The following is an 18,649-nucleotide window of genomic DNA, read 5'->3' on the forward strand; positions in this document are numbered from 1 at the left end:
TTCATACTCCTTAAAACACTGTCGCTTCTTCCAGCGTAAACTTGACATTATCCTCAATCCACTTACGGCGTGGTTCGACCTTGTCTCCCATGAGGACGTTTACGCGACGTTCTGCGCGTGCTAGGTCTTCGATTGTAACACGGATAAGAGTACGGGTTTCTGGATTCATGGTTGTTTCCCAGAGTTGGTCCGCGTTCATCTCACCAAGACCTTTATATCGTTGGAGGGTGGCGCCTTTGCCAAACTGCTTGCGGAGTTCTTCTAGCTCTCCGTCCGTCCAAGCGTAGACCACTTCTTCTTTCTTTCCTTTCCCTTTGGACATCTTGTAAAGAGGCGGAAGGGCGATATAGACATGGCCTGCCTCAACTAGGGGACGCATGTAGCGGTAGAAAAATGTCAAGAGCAAGGTCTGGATATGGGCACCATCGGTGTCCGCATCGGTCATGATAATGATCTTATCATAGTTGGCATCTTCAATAGAGAAGTCTGCTCCGACACCCGCTCCGATGGTATAAATCATAGTGTTGATTTCTTCATTTTTAAGGATATCCGCCATCTTAGCCTTGGCTGTATTAATCACCTTACCACGAAGGGGCAAGATAGCCTGGAATTTACGGTCACGACCTTGTTTGGCAGAGCCACCGGCAGAGTCTCCCTCGACCAGATAGAGTTCGTTCTTGGCTGGATTCTTGGACTGGGCCGGAGTCAACTTACCAGACAATAATCCCTTATCTTTTTTATTTTTCTTTCCATTTCGGCTTTCATCACGCGCTTTACGTGCTGCTTCACGAGCGTCACGAGCCTTGATAGCCTTGCGGATGAGATTGGAAGCTAGTTCTCCATTTTCCATGAGGAAGAAAGTTAATTTTTCTGCGACAATGCTATCAACAATCGGGCGAGCCAGTGGACTGCCTAGTTTGTCCTTAGTCTGTCCTTCAAACTGGAGGTGTTCTTCCGGAACTAGGATAGAAAGGACGGCAGCAAGTCCCTCACGATAGTCTGATCCTTCAAGATTTTTATCTTTTTCCTTGAGAAGACCTGTCTTACGAGCGTAGTCATTCATGACCTTGGTAATGGCTGACTTGAGTCCTGTCTCGTGCGTCCCCCCATCCTTCGTGCGAACGTTATTGACAAAAGATAGAATATTATCTGAAAATCCATCATTGTACTGGAGGGCAACTTCCACTTGAAATCCATTGTCTTCGCCTTCAAAGTATAGAACTGGCGTCAAGGTTTCCTTGTCTTCGTTGAGGTAAGAAACAAAGTCCTGCACCCCATTTTCATAGTGAAACTCGATCGCTTCTTCTGTTCGCTTGTCAGTTAGAGACAAGGTCACATTTTTCAAGAGAAATGCTGACTCATTGAGGCGCTCTGAAATGGTATTGTACTTGAAGTCTGTCGTAGAAAAGATACTGGCATCTGGCATGAAGGTCACCTTGGTACCTGTCTTCGACTTAGCTGCTGTCCCAACCTTTTGAAGAGTTGTTACTGGTTTCCCACCATTTTCAAAACGTTGCTTATAGACTGTTCCATCACGGGTGATTTCAACTTCCAGCCAACTTGATAGGGCATTAACGACTGAAGATCCCACCCCGTGGAGACCACCAGATGTCTTATAGCCGCCTTGACCGAATTTTCCTCCAGCGTGGAGAATGGTAAAGATAACCTCAACAGTTGGAATTCCCATGGCGTGCATCCCAGTTGGCATCCCACGACCATGGTCTTGAACCGTTAAACTGCCGTCTTTATTAATGGTCACATCAATACGGTCACCAAATCCAGACAAGGCCTCATCGACTGCATTGTCCACAATTTCCCAGACTAGGTGATGGAGACCGGCACCGTCAGTTGATCCGATATACATCCCCGGACGTTTACGGACTGCATCCAACCCTTCTAGCACCTGAATGGCGTCATCATTGTAGTTATTAATATTGATTTCCTTTTTTGACACAAGGAACCTCCTATTTGTTCATCTTTACTATTTTACAGGTTTTCTAGGGATTTTGCAAAGTTTTTCCCATTCAGCTGTCACAATTTCACAAGATAATCTCTGACTTTCCACAGCATTTCATGGTATAATAGGTCTATGATGACATTTGTATTATTAATTCTAGCTTATTTGCTAGGTTCGATTCCGTCTGGTCTTTGGATTGGACAAGTTTTCTTTCAAACAAATCTGCGTGAACACGGTTCTGGAAATACTGGAACGACCAATACTTTCCGTATTTTAGGTAAGAAGGCAGGTATGGCAACCTTTGTAATTGACTTCTTTAAAGGGACCTTGGCCACCCTACTTCCTATTCTTTTCCACCAACAAGGTGTATCACCTCTCGTCTTTGGACTTTTGGCCGTAATTGGACACACCTTTCCTATCTTTGCAGGGTTTAAAGGGGGCAAGGCTGTCGCAACAAGCGCTGGAGTTGTTTTCGGATTTGCGCCTGTCTTCTGTCTCTACCTGGCAATCGTATTCTTTGGAACCCTCTATCTAGGCAGTATGATTTCCCTGTCTAGCGTTACTGCTTCTATCGCAGCCGTTATCGGAGTTCTGATTTTTCCACTATTTGGTTTTATCCTAAACAGCTATGACCCTCTCTTCATTTTGATTATCCTAGCACTTGCTAGCTTGATTATTATTCGTCACAAGGATAATATCACACGTATCAAAAATAAAGCTGAAAATCTTGTCCCTTGGGGATTGAACCTAACCCATCAAAATCCTAACAAATAAAACGCCAGTTTAAACTGACGTTTTTTTGTATGCTTATTTTGATTTGATGTAGTTGATACCGTCTGCCTTAGGTGCGACTGCTTTTCCAAAGAAGGCTGCTAAGACAAGGATGGTCAAGACATAAGGTGCGATTTGAAGGTAAACCGCTGGCACTCCTTGTAGGAAAGGCAATTGAGAACCGATAACTGCCAAACTTTGTGAAAGTCCAAAGAAAAGACTAGAAAGCATAGCACCGATTGGGTTCCATTTACCAAAGATCATCGCAGCAAGAGCGATAAATCCAGGACCGACAATAGTTGTCACTGAGAAGTTAACTGAAATGGATTGAGCATAAATCGCTCCCCCAATTCCCCCAAGGAAACCTGAAATAATAACTCCAAGATATCGCATCATGTAGACATTGATCCCCAAGGTATCCGCTGCTTGAGGGTGTTCCCCGACAGAGCGAAGGCGAAGACCAAATCGGGTCTTGAAGAGGATAAACCAAGCAAGGAATGAGAAGGCAATGGCCAAGTAGCCAAGAAGACTTGTTGACTTGAAGAAGATATCTCCAATCACAGGGATATCAGCCAAAACTGGGAAATCAAAACGTCCAAAAGTCTGGCTTAAGTTATCCGTTTGCCCTTTGTTATAAAGAACTTTAACCAAGAAAACTGCTAGGGCAGGAGCCATCAAGTTCAATACTGTACCACTGACAACATGGTCTGCACGGAAATGAACCGTTGCGACAGCATGGATGAGGGAGAAAATAGCTCCCACGATACCAGCAACTAACAAGGAAATCCAAGGAGTCGCTGCTCCAAGTTGTTCTGCAAACTCAAGGTTAAAGACAACCCCAGAAAAGGCTCCCATAACCATAATTCCTTCAAGACCGACGTTAACGACACCACCACGTTCAGAGAAAACTCCTCCGATACTCGTAAAAATAAGTGGTGCTGAGTAAATCAGCATAGAAGAGACCAAGAGGGTGAGCAATGTTGTAATAGACATCCTTACTTACCTCCTTTAACTTGTTTTTTAGGTTTGACAAAGCGTTCGATAATGTAGTGAACGCTGACAAAGAAGATAATAGACGCTGTTACAATGCTGACAAGCTCAGACGGAACTTGTGCTGCATTCATACCCGGTGCTCCTACTTGCAAAACTCCAAATAAGAAGGCTGCAAAGAGAATTCCAATTGGTGAATTTCCAGCAAGCAAACTAACTGCCATCCCGTTAAATCCGATAGCCAATGATGATCCCTGAACGTAAACGTTTTGGAAAGTTCCAAGACCTTCGACAGCTCCACCAAGACCAGCCAAGGCACCAGAGATAATCATTGATAGGATGATTGTACGTTTTGCTGAAATACCAGCGTACTCTGAAGCGTGGGGATTAAGACCAACTGCACGAATTTCAAAACCGAGAGTCGTTTTCTTGAGCAAGAACCAAATCACGCCAACAGCAATGATTGCAAAGAAGATTCCGATATTCATACGGGAATTTCCAGTCAACTCTGATAACCATGGTGTCTGGTATGTAGCATTGGCACTAACACGAATCGTTGAATCTGTACTTTGCATAATATCTTTAGGAAAGGCATGAATAAAGGCATTTCCCACATACAATACAATGTAGTTCATCATGATGGTCACGATAACCTCTGACGTACCGAGATAGGCTCTGAGGATACCTGGAATCGCACCAACAATTCCACCTGAGATCAAAGCAATAATCACTGTTAATGGAATCAAAACGAGACGAGGCATATCTGGATTTGACAAGGCAAACCAACCACTGAGAATCCAGCCTGCAAGTGCTTGACCAGGAAGTCCAACGTTAAAGAAACCTGCTCGACTGGCAACTGCGAAACCAAGACCTATCAAGACAAGAGGACCCATGGCACGGAAAATTTCTCCAATCCCACGGAGGCTACCAAAAGCTGTATAGAACAACTCCTCATAACCCCAGATAGCATCATATCCGAAGATCCACATGACAATGGCTCCGAGCAAGATTCCTAAGAATACGGAAATCAAGGGAACCGAAATTTGTTGTAATTTTTTAGACATCACTCTTCTCCTTTCCCAAGTTTCCACCTGCCATCAAGACACCAAGTTCTTGTTTGTTAGTTGTTTCTGGCGATACAATACCTTGAATCTTTCCATCGTGAATAACAGCAATTCGGTCTGAGACATTTAAAATCTCATCCAATTCAAAGCTGACAACAAGGACAGCCTTCCCGTTATCACGCTCTTCAATCAAACGTTTGTGGATATATTCAATGGCACCGACATCCAAACCACGAGTTGGCTGGCTGACGATAAGGAGATCAGGATCACGATCAATCTCACGAGCGATAATCGCTTTTTGTTGATTTCCTCCTGAAAGAGCTGCTGCAGGAACAAATTCACTGGCAGCACGGACATCAAATTCTTCCATCAATTTCTTAGCATGCGAAGTGATATTGGCATAGTTCAAGATACCATTCTTGCTGAGTGGTTCTTTGTAGTAGGTTTGAAGAGCGATATTTTCTGAAATCATCATCTCCAAAATCAAGCCATCACGGTGACGGTCTTCAGGAACATGCCCCACACTGAGTTCTGTAATTTGTCGAGGATGCATCCCTACGATTGATTTGCCTTTTAATTCAACGCTACCTGACTCAACCTTACGAAGACCAGTAATGGCTTGAATGAGTTCAGACTGACCATTGCCATCAATACCTGCAATACCGACAATTTCACCAGCACGAACATCCAAAGAAAGATTCTTCACAGCTGGTACACCGCGGTTTTCATTGACAACCAAGTCTTTGATAGACAAGACCACTTCTTTGGGTTGTGGTGCTTGTTTTTCCGTTTTAAAGGAGACTGAGCGTCCAACCATCATTTCTGCCAAGTCCGCATTTGTTGCCCCTGCGATTTCAACTGTCTGGATTGATTTCCCACGACGGATAACCGTGACTCGATTGGATACCGCACGAATCTCATCCAGTTTATGGGTAATCAAAATGATAGACTTCCCTTCTTTGACAAGGTTTTTCATGATTGCCATCAACTCATCAATCTCTGAAGGAGTCAATACGGCTGTAGGTTCGTCAAAGATAAGGATATCAGCACCACGATAGAGTGTTTTCAAGATTTCTACACGTTGTTGGGCTCCAACGGAAATATCCGCCACCTTAGCAGCAGGATCCACTGCCAAACCATAACGTTCAGAAAGAGCCTTGATTTCTTTAGTAGCACCAGCTATATCTAGAACACCATTTTTAGTGATTTCACTCCCTAAAATGATATTCTCAGCTACTGTAAAAGCTTCAACCAACATAAAATGTTGGTGAACCATCCCAATTCCAAGACCAGCGGCTTTAGATGGTGAGTCTAGTTTTACAACCTGACCATTCACCACAATTTCACCACTTGTTGGTTCAAGAAGTCCTGCCAGCATATTCATCAGAGTGGATTTACCCGCTCCATTTTCTCCTAAAAGTGCATGAATTTCACCTTTTCGCAGTTGCAAGTTGATTTTGTCGTTTGCTACAAATTCACCAAACACCTTGGTAATATCCCGCATCTCAATGACATTTTCGTGTGCCATATGCTCTTCCTTTCAGAGGTTTATTTTATTTCAATAAAACCTGCTAATCACATTAACAAGCTCTATTGAGACAAAAATTGCCTCAATCCTTAAAGAAGCGACCAATGGCCGCTTCCTAAGAAATGACTTTTATCCATTATTTTTCAGGAACTTTTACGCTTCCGTCAAGGATTTTAGCTTTTGCATCTTCAACAGCTTTTTTACCTTCTTCTGAAAGGTTTGTTACTGCTAGCTCAACCCCTTTATCTTTCAATGAGTAAACAATCACTTGTCCACCAGGGAATTCACCTTTTTCTGTTTTGTTGGCAATATCTTTTACAGTTGTACCAACTTGTTTCAATGTAGATACAAGAACGAAGTTAGATTCTTTACCATCTTTAGAAGTGTATTTACCTTCTGCTGCTTGGTCACGGTCTACACCGATAACCCAAACTTTTTCGTTTTCATTTTTGTTTTCGTTCAATGATTTTGCTTCAGCAAAGACACCAGCACCTGTACCTCCAGCTGCTTGGTAGACAACGTCTGCACCGGCAGCGTATTGAGCTGCTGCGATTGTTTTACCTTTGGCAGCATCACCAAATGAACCAGCGTAGTCAACTTGGACTTTGATAGATGGGTCTACTGATTCAACACCAGCTTTGAATCCAGCTGCAAAACGTGAAATAACTTCAGATTCGATACCACCTACAAAACCAACTTGTTTTGTTTTAGTTGTTTTAGCTGCTGCAACACCAGCAAGGTAAGCTGCTTCGTTATCCGCAAATCTTACGCTCGCAACATTCTTTTGACCTTCAATCACATCATCAATCAAGACATAGTTTAGGTCAGAGTGGTCTTTCGCTGCTTCCTCAACTGCATTGTGAAGGGCAAAACCAACACCGAAGATCAGGTTGTAACTTCCAGCCGCTTGTTGCAAGTTGTTAGCATAGTCTGCTTCGCTTGTTGATTGGAAGTAAGTGTAACCTTTATCTTTAGAAAGATTGTGTTCTTTACCCCAGTCTTGCAAACCTTCCCAAGCTGATTGGTTAAATGATTTATCATCAACACCACCAGTATCTGTTACGATTGCTGCTTTGGTCTTCATTTCTGATGAAGATGAAGCTGCGTTACGAGAAGAGCGGTTACCACATGCAGCAAGTCCAACTGCTGCTACTGCAACTAGACCAAGGCCTAGCCATTGTTTCTTGTTCATTACTGAACCTCCTAAATAAGATGTGCAACGATGTTGCAAGTATGGATTGGTTGGCCACAAGGACCGCGTCACTCAGAGAGTGACTCAGACTAGTTTAAGTCTGTAAATGAGTATGGAAGTAACTCCCCGACCGTCATCTCGACCGTCGATTTATCTTTAGCGACTAAAGTCACTTTTAGATCTTGTTCAAAAAATTCAACCATGACCTGGCGACAAGCACCACATGGCGAGATGGGTTTTTCAGTTTGTCCGTAGACAATCAATTCTGAAAACTCCCGTTGCCCCTCCGAAACTGCTTTAAAAATAGCAGTACGTTCTCCACAATTAGTCAAGGGATAACTAGCATTCTCGATATTGACACCCGTATAAATGCTACCATCCTTGGCAACTAAAACAGCTCCGATAGGAAAGTGAGAATAAGGCACATAAGCTTTCTTGCTAGTTTCAATTGCTAGTTCAATCAACTCAGTAGTCGCCATCTGCCAATTCTCCTTTTAAGATTGTTACACCAGCAGATGTTCCGATACGGGTAGCGCCTGCTTCCACAAAAGCGACAGCATCTGCATATGAACGAGCTCCACCAGCTGCCTTAACTCCCATATCTGGCCCGACTGTTTCACGCATCAACTGAACATCCTCAATAGTGGCACCACCAGTTGAAAATCCAGTTGATGTTTTGACAAAGTCAGCGCCTGCTTTCTGGGATAATTGGCAGACCACAACCTTTTCATCGTCTGTCAACAAGCAAGCTTCAATAATGACCTTAACCAACTTGTCACCACTTGCTTCTACGACAGCACGGATGTCCGATTCAACCAAATCCAGATTTCCTGATTTGAGGGCACCAACATTGATAACCATATCAATCTCATCCGCACCGTTTTGAACAGCTTCTTTTGTTTCAAAAGCTTTCACAGCTGAAGTTGTTGCTCCCAAAGGAAAACCTACTACTGTACAAACCTTTACATCTGAGCTTTCAAGCCCTGTTTTCGCATGTTTAACCCATGTGGGATTGACACAAACACTGGCAAAGTCATACTCACGCGCTTCAGATAGCAAACAATCAATTTGTTCTTGGCTTGCATCTTGCTTTAAAAGCGTATGATCAATATATTTATTTAACTTCATATTCGGATTCTCCCTGGTTTTATGAGATAATTTCTATAATTTCTCGTAAACTTTGCACTCCATCATTTATTTTAACATATTTTTGAAATTCTGTAACTAGTTCAGAAGAAATTTTTCCATTTGTATAAACTTTTGCAACAATTTCACCCTTTTGAACGGAGTCTCCAACTTTCTTTTCAAAAACAATCCCTGTTTCATAGTCCAAGTCATCAGACTTGACTGCACGACCAGCTCCTAGTCTCATGGCATAGAGCCCAAATTCCATAGCTGGAAGAGCTGAAATAACACCCGTTTCTTGAGCAGGGATTTCCACCACATGGGCAACTTTGACTGGGCGATAGAGATCTTCTAAATCACCACCTTGTGCTGCTACCATTTCTTCAAACTTAGCCAGTGCTTGGCCATTTTCCAGGTGTTGACAGATTTCCTTGATCGTTTTCTCAACATCAGCCAAGCCAAGCATAATCTGAGCTAGCTCGCAGATAAAGTGACTAATATCTTCTCGGCCATTTCCTTTGAGAATATCGATTGCCTCAAGGATTTCGAGACGATTGCCAATAGCTTTTCCCAAGGGTTGGCTCATATCGGTAATGACTGCTACCGTCTTTCGACCAACTGCCTTACCAAGATCCACCATGGTTTGAGCCAATTCGCGCGCCTCATCAACCGTCTTCATGAAGGCCCCCTCACCGACCGTTACGTCTAGCAAAATGGCATCCGCTCCTGCAGCAATTTTCTTGCTCATCACCGAACTAGCAATCAAAGGAATCGTGTCGACAGTTGCTGTCACATCACGGAGGGCATAGAGAAGTTTATCTGCTTTAACCAGCTGATCGGACTGCCCAATGACAGATACACCAATGTCCTGTACCTGACGAATGAAATCTTCTTGACTTCGCTCAACTTGATAGCCCTTAATGGACTCCAATTTATCAATTGTTCCACCAGTATGGCCGAGACCACGACCACTCATTTTAGCTACGGGAACACCGAAACTCGCAACAAGGGGAGCCAAGATTAAGGTCACCTTATCACCTACACCACCAGTCGAATGCTTATCAACTTTAACCCCATCAATAGCTGACAAGTCAAACTCCTGACCTGTCTTGACCATATTCATCGTTAGATCAGAAATCTCACGTGTGGTCATTCCTTTAAAATAAACAGCCATAGCAAAAGCAGACATCTGATAGTCTGGAACAGTTCCAGCCACATAGCCTTCTACCAACCATTTGATTTCAGCTGCAGTCAGTTCTTGACCATCTCGTTTCTTTTGAATTAAATCAACTGCTCTCATTCTTTCACACTTCTAAGGATATAGTATCCCTTATCTTTCTTTACGATTTCACAATTTCCAAAAACGTCTTCCATCTTACTTTTAGCACTTGGAGCTCCTTGTTTTTTCTGAATGACGATGGTTAAATCTCCTCTGTCTTTCAAGAAATCTCTGCTCTTTTCGATAATCTCATGAACAACCTGTTTGCCCGCTCGAATCGGCGGATTGGAAATAACATGGTCAAACTTCCCTTCAACTTGTTCATAGATATTGGATTGGAAAATCGTTGCTTCTACTTTATTACGTTCAGCATTTTGTCGCGCTAGGTCCAAGGCACGATTATTGATATCGACCATAGTTGCCTGAACTCCGTAAGCCTTGACCAAAGTAATACCAAGGGGACCGTACCCACAGCCGACATCAAGGACCGTCTCTCCTTCATTTACCTCTAGACACTTGAGCAAGAGCTGACTCCCAAAGTCAACCATTTTCTTGCTAAAAACACCCGCATCCGTCAAAAAGGTCATGTTTTCTCCCAACAACTCCACTCTTAACTCATGAATGTCGTGAGCAGCATCAGGATTTTCTGCATAATACATTTTACTCATAAAACTATTTTACCATAATTTGGCTTGAATTGTAAATCGTTTACAAAGTGATGAGCAAATGAAAAAGACTGAAGAATCCTAGTCAAAAAACCTTTTCTTCAATCTCTTTCAATTATTAGAAATACATTACAATCTATCGGGAACTACAAATTATCATAGTCAGGAAAAAACAGTTCGTCTGCAATCAGGCGCATTTTTATTACTATTTCTTAACCTTAAAATACTTTATTATCAACAAGATTCCCAATATGATGTTTAGATAAAAACCCAACTGATAAGTTTGTGTCAAGATTTCCAAACTTGTCCAAAGTCGTATCAAATCCTCTAGTGACATACGGAATAGATATCCTTCTGTAGCAATCCACAAAATCAAAAATAGATAACTACCAGCAGCAAGCCATTTCGTCCACTGCTTTTTTACTAGCCAAGCAATCAAGAGCGAACAGATAAAGACAACTGTTACAATGGCATGTTCCATCAAAAAAGTAAAACCGTAATAGATTTCCACAAAGCGTCTACCATTATCCGCATTCGCTCCCCTTATAAAAGGTAAGGCAAAACTTAAAATAAAACAGAGTTCCAATATATAACTTTTTAAGATTTTCATGACACACCTCCTATAAGTTGTGAACCAAAAAGCCCACTTTCAATAACTGATAAGTCTTCAGAAACCATTCCCTATCTCATTATTAAATTATTCAACCTCCATCTACCTCTATTATACGATATTGACTTACTACCATCAAGAAACCGCTTTATCTTTTTAGCTTTTTATGGTATGATAAACAAAATATCTAGGGGAAAACAAATGACCAACGAATTTTTACATTTTGAAAAAATCAGTCGCCAGACTTGGCAATCATTGCATCGCAAAACAACCCCTCCCTTGACAGAGGAAGAGTTAGAATCCATCAAGAGTTTCAATGACCAGATTAGTCTACAGGACGTAACAGATGTCTATCTTCCCCTAGTTCATCTTATCCATATTTACAAGCGCACCAAGGATGATTTGGCTTTTTCAAAAGGAATTTTTCTCCAACGTGAAAGCAAATCCCAACCTTTTATTATTGGGGTTTCTGGTAGTGTTGCTGTGGGGAAATCGACCACTAGTCGCTTACTTCAGATTCTTCTATCACGCACTCTTCCAGATGCTACTGTAGAATTGGTGACGACTGACGGTTTTCTCTATCCCAATCAAACCTTGATTGACCAAGATATCTTAAATCGCAAAGGTTTTCCTGAAAGTTATGATATGGAAGCCTTGCTGAATTTTCTTGACCGCCTAAAGAATGGGCAAGATGTCGATATTCCTGTCTATTCTCATGAAGTGTATGACATCGTTCCTGGAGAGAAACAACGTGTCAAAGCTGCTGATTTTGTCATTGTCGAAGGCATCAACGTCTTTCAAAACCCTCAAAATGAGCGCCTTTACATTACTGATTTCTTTGATTTCTCCATCTATGTGGATGCAGCAGTTGAAGACATTGAAAGCTGGTATCTGGATCGTTTCTTAAAGCTGCTCAGCTTTGCCCAAAATGATCCCAACAGCTACTACCACCGCTTTACGCAAATGCCGATTGGAGAAGTTGAAGCCTTTGCTCACCAGGTTTGGACCAGCATTAATCTCACAAATCTACAAAACTATATCGAACCGACAAGGAATCGCGCCGAGGTCATTCTCCACAAGACTAAAAACCATGAAATCGATGAAATTTACCTAAAAAAATAATTTCCCCTTGTCAAAACCTAAGTTTTCATATATAATGGTATAGTTAGTAAATATGGAGGTAAGAACATTGGCAAACATTAAATCAGCTATCAAACGCGCTGAATTGAACGTTAAACAAAACGAAAAAAACTCAGCTCAAAAATCAGCTATGCGTACTGCTATCAAAGCTTTCGAAGCAAACCCTTCTGAAGAACTTTTCCGTGCTGCTAGCTCAGCTATCGACAAAGCAGAAACTAAAGGTTTGATTCATAAAAACAAAGCAAGCCGCGATAAAGCTCGTCTTTCAGCTAAACTTGCTAAATAAGAAACAGTCCATAGAGGCTGTTTTTTTGTCCTCTAATCAGAAAAGGAAGAAAATGAAAATAGCAATCATCGGATATTCTGGAGCCGGCAAGTCCACTCTGGCAGAAAGGTTATCTAGCCACTACTCCATCCCCAAACTGCATATGGACACACTCCAATTTCAACCTGGTTGGCAAGACAGTGACCCCGAATGGATGTTGACCGAAATGAAAAACTTTCTCACAAAGCACGAAGCTTGGGTCATCGACGGCAACTACTCTTGGTGTTGCTATGAAGAAAGAATGCTGGAAGCTGACCAAATCATCTTTCTCAATTTTTCACCATGGACTTGTCTCTTTCGAGCCTTTAAACGGTATCTCACATACCGAGGCAAGGTCAGAGAAAGTATGGCTGCAGGTTGCCCTGAACGCTTTGACTGGGAATTTATCAGATGGATTCTCTGGGATGGGCGTACAATACCTGCTAAAGAACGCTATCAGCAGGTTCAAGAAACCTACTCTGAGAAAGTAATTGTCCTCCGGTCTCAAAAGGAGATGGACTACTTCTTAGAAAATCTCGTACATAACAAGAAAAACCAACGTGCCTAACGTTGGTTTTTTGCTATTAGCCAATCACACTTCCGTTTGGTACAGCTGGATCAACTGTGAGAAGGGTTAATTTTCCATCATGTTCAGCTGAGAGGATCATTCCTTGACTGACATATTTTTTCATCATCTTGCGTGGTTTGAGGTTGGCAACGATTTGGACTTTCTTGCCGACCAATTCTTGCTCATTTGGATAGTATTTTGCAATTCCTGAGAGGATTTGACGGTCTTCGCCATCACCAGCATCTAGGCGGAATTGGAGCAACTTATCAGAATCTTCCACTTTAGAAACTTCTTTGACTTCTGCGACACGGATCTCAACCTTGTCAAAGTCTTCGAACTTGATTTCATCCTTGTTGAGTTTGAGTTCAACTTCGTCTGGATTCCATTCTTTTTCGACAGCTGGTTTGTTGCCTTCCATTTGTTCCTTGATATAGGCAATCTCTTCTTCCATATCCAGACGTGGGAAGATTGGTGTTCCTTTGGCAACGACTGTTACACCTGCAGGGAAATCAGCCAAACTCAAGTTTTCAAGACTAGAAACTTCTGCTAAACCAAGTTGAGTCAAAACTGCACGACTGGTTTCCATCATAAATGGTTCAATCATGTGAGCTACAACGCGAAGGCTAGCTGCTAAGTGACTCATAACACTTGCCAATTGGTCACGGTGCTCTTCATCCTTAGCCAAGACCCATGGGGCTGTCTCATCGATGTATTTGTTGGTACGTGAGATAAGAGTCCATACTGCTTCTAAAGCACGTGGGTAATCAACGGCTTCCATGTGTGTATGGTAGTCTGCGATTGATTGTTCTGCAACCTCAGCAAGAGCATTATCAAACTCTGTTACACCCTCTACATAGGCAGGGATTTGACCATCAAAGTACTTGTTGATCATGGAAACCGTACGGTTGAGGAGATTTCCAAGGTCATTGGCTAGTTCATAGTTGATACGGCCGACGTAGTCCTCAGGAGTAAAGGTTCCGTCTGAACCGACTGGAAGACTACGCATGAGGTAGTAACGAAGTGGATCAAGTCCATAACGTTCTACTAGCATTTCAGGATAGACCACATTCCCTTTAGACTTAGACATCTTGCCGTCTTTCATGACGAACCAACCGTGGGCAATCAAGCGGTCAGGCAATTTCATATCCAACATCATGAGAAGGATTAGCCAGTAGATTGAGTGGAAACGAAGAATGTCTTTTCCGACCATGTGGAAGACTGTTCCATTCCAGAATTTATCATAGTTAGCATGTTCGTCTTGACCGTAACCAAGAGCAGTCGCATAGTTGAGAAGGGCATCAATCCAAACGTAGACAACATGTTTTGGATTGGATGGGACTGGCACACCCCAGGTAAAGGTTGTACGAGAAACCGCTAAGTCTTCCAAACCTGGCTCAATAAAGTTACGAAGCATTTCATTAAGACGACCATCTGGAGTGATGAAGTCAGGGTGAGATTTGAAAAATTCTACCAAACGATCTTGGTATTTGCTGAGGCGAAGGAAATAAGACTCTTCTGAAACCCATTCAACCTCGTGACCTGATGGAGCAATACCGCCCGTTACATTTCCAGCTTCATCACGGAAAACTTCTGCAAGCTGGCTTTCTGTAAAGAATTCTTCATCTGAAACTGAATACCAACCAGAATATTCACCTAGGTAGATGTCATCTTGAGCAAGTAAACGTTCAAAGACTTGCGCCACTACTTTTTCATGGTAGTCATCCGTCGTACGGATAAATTTATCGTACGAGATATCAAGTAATTGCCAGAGTTCTTTGACACCAACTGCCATCCCATCAACATAGGCTTGAGGTGTGATGCCAGCTTCTTCCGCTTTTTGCTGGATTTTCTGACCATGCTCGTCAAGACCTGTCAGATAAAAGACATCGTAGCCCATGAGGCGTTTGTAGCGAGCTAGGACATCACAAGCGATGGTTGTGTAGGCAGAACCAATATGAAGTTTACCAGATGGATAGTAAATCGGTGTTGTAATATAAAAATTCTTTTCAGACATAATTTTTCCTTTCCAGGCAAATGAAACCTGTTTTTCTAACACTTCATTATATCATATTTTTAGTGATTTTCGATAGGAAAATCCATACAAAAACAAGATAGACAAATGTCCATCTTGTTTTTTTCTGTTCTATATCTTATTCATAGCGAAGAGCTTCGATTGGATCAAGCTTAGAGGCTTTATTGGCCGGCAAGACTCCGAAAATCATCCCAACACTTGCTGACACAGCCAAGCTAAAGAGAGCGATTGGGAGGGAAACCCCAACTTCGATACCTGCAATCATGTTTTGAAGCAATACTCCAGCTAACATGGTCATTCCAGCAGCAATCCCAAGACCGATGACACCACCTAGCAAGGTCAAGATCATGGATTCAATCAAAAACTGTACCAAGATATTAGCCCGAGTAGCTCCGAGAGCTTTCCGCAGACCAATCTCACGCGTGCGTTCTGTCACCGAAACCAGCATGATATTCATAACACCAGTTCCCCCGACAAAGAGAGAGATTCCTGCGATGGCACTGATAATGGTTGTCATAAAACCAAATAGTTGTTGTACCTCTTGGAAGGCGGCAGTTGCATCCGCAACTTGGTACTCCCCTTGTTGAAGACCTGCAATCTCAGTCAGTTTTCGAGCCAACTCTGGACCCAAGGTCTGCGTTAGACTAGTATCATTGACACGAAAGACGATGTTCGAGATTTCATCAGTATTAAAATTGGCTGCTAGAGAGATATTGGTCGTAATTGGAAGACCACCAATCCCAAAGGCTTTAGCAGTTTTAGCTTCATTGCTACTATAAACGCCAATCACACGGTAACTAAATTCATTGACAGAGATGATTTGATTAACCGCAGCTTCTGGACTATCAAACAAACTCTTGGCTAGTTCTTCATCCAGCAAAATCACACTGGCAAATTCCTTGTAGTCTTGCGGTCTTAGACTTCTACCCGCAACGATTTCATTTTCAACTGCGTTCATGTAGGTGCTATTTCCGCCTGTCAGAGTCGCTCGTTCAACCTTCTTATCCTTATAAGACAAGGTAACGTTGGTCGAGTTGGTGACATAGTAACTGTCTACTCCTTTAAGTTTAGCAGCCTCCTTGACCCAAGACTCCAGTGGTTTTGGTGGTTCAACATGAACATCCTCTTCTTTCCCACTGACTGTCAAAGCGGATTGTTTCTGCGTAAAGGAGCCGTCCTTGCTTTTGATAGGAGAGAAAAAGACGTGGATATCCTTCTGCGATTTGGTCATGTTTTTATTGACCTGACGCGACATGGAGTCTCCCAGAGCCATGATGACAACGACAGACGAAACTCCGATGATAATCCCAATCATGGTGAGGAAGGAACGCATCTTGTGGGCCATGATGGATGAAAAGGCAAATTTCAGATTCTGCATCTTAGTTTTCCTCCTTTTCTACCTGAGCACTGTCAGACGAGATGATCCCATCACGAATAACAATCTGGCGTTTGGCATAGGCAGCAATCTCAGGTTCATGCGTGACCATGATAATGGTTTTCCCTTCCTTGTTTAACTCCACCAACAACTGCATGATTTGATTTCCTGTCTTGGTATCCAAGGCTCCTGTAGGTTCGTCTGCTAGGATGATAGAGGGATTATTTACCAAGGCACGCGCAATCGCTACACGTTGTTTTTGACCACCTGATAACTCGGAAGGCAAATGATGACTGCGCTCCGTCAGCTCAACCTTTTCCAGAAATTCCTCAGCCAATTTCCGACGTTTTGAAGCCGAAACACCAGCGTAAATCAAGGGCAATTCGACATTTTGAAGCGCATTGAGTTTGGACAAGAGAAAGAACTGCTGAAAGACAAAGCCGATTTGCTGGTTGCGGACCTTGGCCAGTTGTTTCTCTCCAAGACCTGCTACTTCTTGGCCATCAAGATAATACTCTCCACTGGTTGGTGTATCCAACATTCCAATGGTATTCATCAAAGTGGACTTACCAGAACCAGAAGGTCCCATAATGGCAACAAACTCACCTTCATGAACTTCTAGATTGATATTTTTAAGGACCTGCAGTTCTTGGTCACCATTTCGATAACTCCTGCAGATATTTTTGAGACTAATTAGTTTCTTCATCAGCCTTCACCTCTTTTCCTTCTTCCAAGGAAGATGTTGGATTACTGATGACCTTGGCTCCGTCTGTCACACCTGAAGTAATTTCTTGATTGTCTGCATCCGCATTCCCCAAAGTAACTTCTACCTTCTTCGCTTTTTTCTGGTCGTCAACGACCCAGACATAGTTTTTGTCATTTTCGGTAACAACACTTGTCAAAGGAACAAGGATGGCTTTACTCTTGTTTTTGACTTCCACACTGACAGAGAAGCCTTGTTTCAACTCACCGATATCGCTAGTCACATCAACAGTATAAGGATACTTAGATCCAGTATTCCCTCCAAGAGCTGCATTTGCTGCTTCTCCATTGTTCTTAGGATAATCAGAAATATAGCTGATTTTTCCTGTCCAGCTCTTATCTTGGTAAACCTTCGAAGTAAAGGTAACTTCTTGGCCTACAGAAAGGTTAGCAAGGTTGTATTCAGACAACTCCCCTTTGACCTGCAAGTTTTCATTACTTACGACATGTACTACCACTTGGCTGTTACCCGTTGGCGATTTGGAAACATTACGATTAACTTCAACTACAGTCCCTTCTAGTGTACTGAGGACAGTTGCAGCATCCAGCTGAGCTTGAGCCTTGTTGAGCTGAGCCACAGCATCTGCACGGTTATCCTTGGCATCACTGATTTGAGAATCAATAGAAGATACGGAAGAAGTCGCTGCTTGCGCTTGTTCTGGGAGTCCTGCTTCTGTTGGAACTTGTGGGGAAGCTGGTACAGCTGATGCATTTTCACGAGCTTTGTTTAACTCCTCGATATGACGGTCTGCCTTTGCAACTGCACGATCGGCTGCATCATAGGCAGCTTGAGCATCTGCACTGCTGTATTTGACCAAAGCTTGTCCTTCTTCGACCTTGTCTCCAACCGAAACGAGAATTTCATCTAAATCTCCCTTACTAGCATCAAAATAAACGTATTGTTCATTTTTTGCTGTAACCGTACCTGACAAGAGAACCGATGAAGCAACAGAACCTTCCTTAGCAGTAACGATATGAGAGGTTTCCTCCTTGACAGCTGACTGGGAAGGTTGTCTAAAAATCAAAATCCCCGCAGCACCGATAACAATAGCACTGGCAACACCAATCGCTGTGTATAATTGCCATTTTTTTGCCTTCTTATTTCTTTTCATTTTTAAGCTCCTTTATTCTTTTGCCTTACAAAAACCATTATATCAGAAACACCAAGCCCAAACAATGTCAGTTCAGATGGAAACAATGACAATTCAGGATCATTATTTCGTTCGGTATTCGTTTATTGGATTATTGTGCTAGATATATAATACAATATCTTTTTGAATTTGGCAAGCGTTTTTATAATTTTTTTATCGTAGCAGATTTTTGCATTCAAAAAATAAAAACGATAGA

18 protein-coding genes are annotated in these 18,649 nt (G+C 42.4%); 4 read left to right on the forward strand and 14 right to left on the reverse strand.

The annotated features are described in order from the left end of the window. Positions 1-10: 10 nt before the first annotated feature. Positions 11-1,954 carry a DNA topoisomerase IV subunit B gene (gene parE / locus FD735_RS06115; RefSeq protein WP_139658746.1) on the reverse strand — a complete coding sequence of 648 codons (1,944 nt, stop codon included), beginning with the start codon at positions 1,952-1,954 and terminating at the stop codon, positions 11-13. A 135-nt stretch (positions 1,955-2,089) separates the two neighbouring features. Here parE and plsY point away from each other — a divergent pair, with 135 nt between their 5' ends. Continuing rightward, complete coding sequence (plsY, locus tag FD735_RS06120; RefSeq protein WP_139658747.1) at positions 2,090-2,731, forward strand: glycerol-3-phosphate 1-O-acyltransferase PlsY; 642 nt, start codon at positions 2,090-2,092, stop codon at positions 2,729-2,731. Positions 2,732-2,764: 33 nt separating this feature from the next. Here the strand turns inward: plsY and FD735_RS06125 are convergent, their stop codons facing one another. The 9 genes from FD735_RS06125 to FD735_RS06165 form a co-directional block, all read right to left on the reverse strand. Then, the gene (locus FD735_RS06125; protein WP_125441087.1) at positions 2,765-3,721 is read right to left on the reverse strand and encodes an ABC transporter permease; all 957 of its coding nucleotides are present in this window, start codon (positions 3,719-3,721) and stop codon (positions 2,765-2,767) included. A 2-nt stretch (positions 3,722-3,723) separates the two neighbouring features. Further along, positions 3,724-4,782, reverse strand: coding sequence for an ABC transporter permease (locus tag FD735_RS06130; RefSeq protein WP_084921799.1), 1,059 nt, complete (start codon positions 4,780-4,782; stop codon positions 3,724-3,726). After that, entirely contained in the window at positions 4,775-6,310 is a 1,536-nt protein-coding gene (locus FD735_RS06135) for an ABC transporter ATP-binding protein (RefSeq protein WP_000929834.1), read from the reverse strand. The genes FD735_RS06130 and FD735_RS06135 overlap by 8 nt, the downstream gene beginning before the upstream one ends. Positions 6,311-6,446: 136 nt before the next feature. Next, a complete protein-coding gene (locus FD735_RS06140; protein WP_001036150.1) occupies positions 6,447-7,502 on the reverse strand; it encodes a BMP family protein in 1,056 nt (351 codons plus the stop codon). A gap of 89 nt (positions 7,503-7,591) precedes the next feature. Next, on the reverse strand, positions 7,592-7,981 hold the full coding sequence (locus FD735_RS06145; RefSeq protein WP_000246096.1) for a cytidine deaminase: 390 nt from the start codon (positions 7,979-7,981) through the stop codon (positions 7,592-7,594). Next, the gene (gene deoC, locus FD735_RS06150; RefSeq protein WP_139658748.1) at positions 7,968-8,630 is read right to left on the reverse strand and encodes a deoxyribose-phosphate aldolase; all 663 of its coding nucleotides are present in this window, start codon (positions 8,628-8,630) and stop codon (positions 7,968-7,970) included. The genes FD735_RS06145 and deoC overlap by 14 nt, the downstream gene beginning before the upstream one ends. A gap of 19 nt (positions 8,631-8,649) precedes the next feature. Beyond that, positions 8,650-9,927, reverse strand: a complete 1,278-nt coding sequence (locus tag FD735_RS06155; protein WP_139658749.1) for a pyrimidine-nucleoside phosphorylase — start codon at positions 9,925-9,927, stop codon at positions 8,650-8,652. Next, entirely contained in the window at positions 9,924-10,514 is a 591-nt protein-coding gene (locus FD735_RS06160) for a class I SAM-dependent methyltransferase (RefSeq protein ID WP_080976511.1), read from the reverse strand. The genes FD735_RS06155 and FD735_RS06160 overlap by 4 nt, the downstream gene beginning before the upstream one ends. 202 nt (positions 10,515-10,716) lie before the next feature. Continuing rightward, positions 10,717-11,121, reverse strand: a complete 405-nt coding sequence (locus FD735_RS06165) for a hypothetical protein (RefSeq protein WP_049477650.1) — start codon at positions 11,119-11,121, stop codon at positions 10,717-10,719. Between the two features lie 201 nt (positions 11,122-11,322). On the opposite strand from FD735_RS06165, the gene coaA reads away from it, so the two are divergent. From coaA to FD735_RS06180, 3 genes are all read left to right on the forward strand, one after another. Further along, complete coding sequence (gene coaA, locus FD735_RS06170) at positions 11,323-12,243, forward strand: type I pantothenate kinase (RefSeq protein WP_084921794.1); 921 nt, start codon at positions 11,323-11,325, stop codon at positions 12,241-12,243. Positions 12,244-12,310: 67 nt separating this feature from the next. Beyond that, positions 12,311-12,547 (forward strand): 30S ribosomal protein S20, encoded by a 237-nt coding sequence (gene rpsT, locus FD735_RS06175; RefSeq protein WP_001274000.1) that lies wholly within the window; start codon positions 12,311-12,313, stop codon positions 12,545-12,547. A 52-nt stretch (positions 12,548-12,599) separates the two neighbouring features. Continuing rightward, positions 12,600-13,133 carry a DNA topology modulation protein gene (locus tag FD735_RS06180; protein WP_139658750.1) on the forward strand — a complete coding sequence of 178 codons (534 nt, stop codon included), beginning with the start codon at positions 12,600-12,602 and terminating at the stop codon, positions 13,131-13,133. A 16-nt stretch (positions 13,134-13,149) separates the two neighbouring features. On the opposite strand, the gene metG is transcribed toward FD735_RS06180, so the two are convergent. The 4 genes from metG to FD735_RS06200 form a co-directional block, all read right to left on the reverse strand. Then, entirely contained in the window at positions 13,150-15,147 is a 1,998-nt protein-coding gene (gene metG, locus FD735_RS06185) for a methionine--tRNA ligase (protein WP_139658751.1), read from the reverse strand. 136 nt (positions 15,148-15,283) lie between these two features. Further along, entirely contained in the window at positions 15,284-16,543 is a 1,260-nt protein-coding gene (locus FD735_RS06190) for an ABC transporter permease (protein WP_139658752.1), read from the reverse strand. 1 nt (position 16,544) lies between these two features. Continuing rightward, positions 16,545-17,246 (reverse strand): ABC transporter ATP-binding protein, encoded by a 702-nt coding sequence (locus tag FD735_RS06195; protein WP_139658753.1) that lies wholly within the window; start codon positions 17,244-17,246, stop codon positions 16,545-16,547. Continuing rightward, positions 17,230-18,414, reverse strand: coding sequence for an efflux RND transporter periplasmic adaptor subunit (locus FD735_RS06200; protein ID WP_139658754.1), 1,185 nt, complete (start codon positions 18,412-18,414; stop codon positions 17,230-17,232). Before FD735_RS06200 ends, FD735_RS06195 begins: the two co-directional genes overlap by 17 nt. Positions 18,415-18,649 lie beyond the last annotated feature (235 nt).

It is taken from the genome of Streptococcus sp. 1643 (genome assembly GCF_006228325.1).
Lineage (GTDB): Bacteria > Bacillota > Bacilli > Lactobacillales > Streptococcaceae > Streptococcus.

Excerpts from the sequence above, each read along its gene's own strand:
- plsY (WP_139658747.1), top strand. The coding sequence starts at position 2,090 with ATGATGACATTTGTATTATTAATTCTAGCTTATTTGCTAGGTTCGATT.
- FD735_RS06125 (WP_125441087.1), bottom strand. The coding sequence starts at position 3,721 with ATGTCTATTACAACATTGCTCACCCTCTTGGTCTCTTCTATGCTGATT.
- FD735_RS06130 (WP_084921799.1), bottom strand. The coding sequence starts at position 4,782 with ATGTCTAAAAAATTACAACAAATTTCGGTTCCCTTGATTTCCGTATTC.
- FD735_RS06135 (WP_000929834.1), bottom strand. The coding sequence starts at position 6,310 with ATGGCACACGAAAATGTCATTGAGATGCGGGATATTACCAAGGTGTTT.
- FD735_RS06140 (WP_001036150.1), bottom strand. The coding sequence starts at position 7,502 with ATGAACAAGAAACAATGGCTAGGCCTTGGTCTAGTTGCAGTAGCAGCA.
- FD735_RS06145 (WP_000246096.1), bottom strand. The coding sequence starts at position 7,981 with ATGGCGACTACTGAGTTGATTGAACTAGCAATTGAAACTAGCAAGAAA.
- deoC (WP_139658748.1), bottom strand. The coding sequence starts at position 8,630 with ATGAAGTTAAATAAATATATTGATCATACGCTTTTAAAGCAAGATGCA.
- FD735_RS06155 (WP_139658749.1), bottom strand. The coding sequence starts at position 9,927 with ATGAGAGCAGTTGATTTAATTCAAAAGAAACGAGATGGTCAAGAACTG.
- FD735_RS06160 (WP_080976511.1), bottom strand. The coding sequence starts at position 10,514 with ATGAGTAAAATGTATTATGCAGAAAATCCTGATGCTGCTCACGACATT.
- FD735_RS06165 (WP_049477650.1), bottom strand. The coding sequence starts at position 11,121 with ATGAAAATCTTAAAAAGTTATATATTGGAACTCTGTTTTATTTTAAGT.
- coaA (WP_084921794.1), top strand. The coding sequence starts at position 11,323 with ATGACCAACGAATTTTTACATTTTGAAAAAATCAGTCGCCAGACTTGG.
- FD735_RS06180 (WP_139658750.1), top strand. The coding sequence starts at position 12,600 with ATGAAAATAGCAATCATCGGATATTCTGGAGCCGGCAAGTCCACTCTG.
- metG (WP_139658751.1), bottom strand. The coding sequence starts at position 15,147 with ATGTCTGAAAAGAATTTTTATATTACAACACCGATTTACTATCCATCT.
- FD735_RS06190 (WP_139658752.1), bottom strand. The coding sequence starts at position 16,543 with ATGCAGAATCTGAAATTTGCCTTTTCATCCATCATGGCCCACAAGATG.
- FD735_RS06195 (WP_139658753.1), bottom strand. The coding sequence starts at position 17,246 with ATGAAGAAACTAATTAGTCTCAAAAATATCTGCAGGAGTTATCGAAAT.
- FD735_RS06200 (WP_139658754.1), bottom strand. The coding sequence starts at position 18,414 with ATGAAAAGAAATAAGAAGGCAAAAAAATGGCAATTATACACAGCGATT.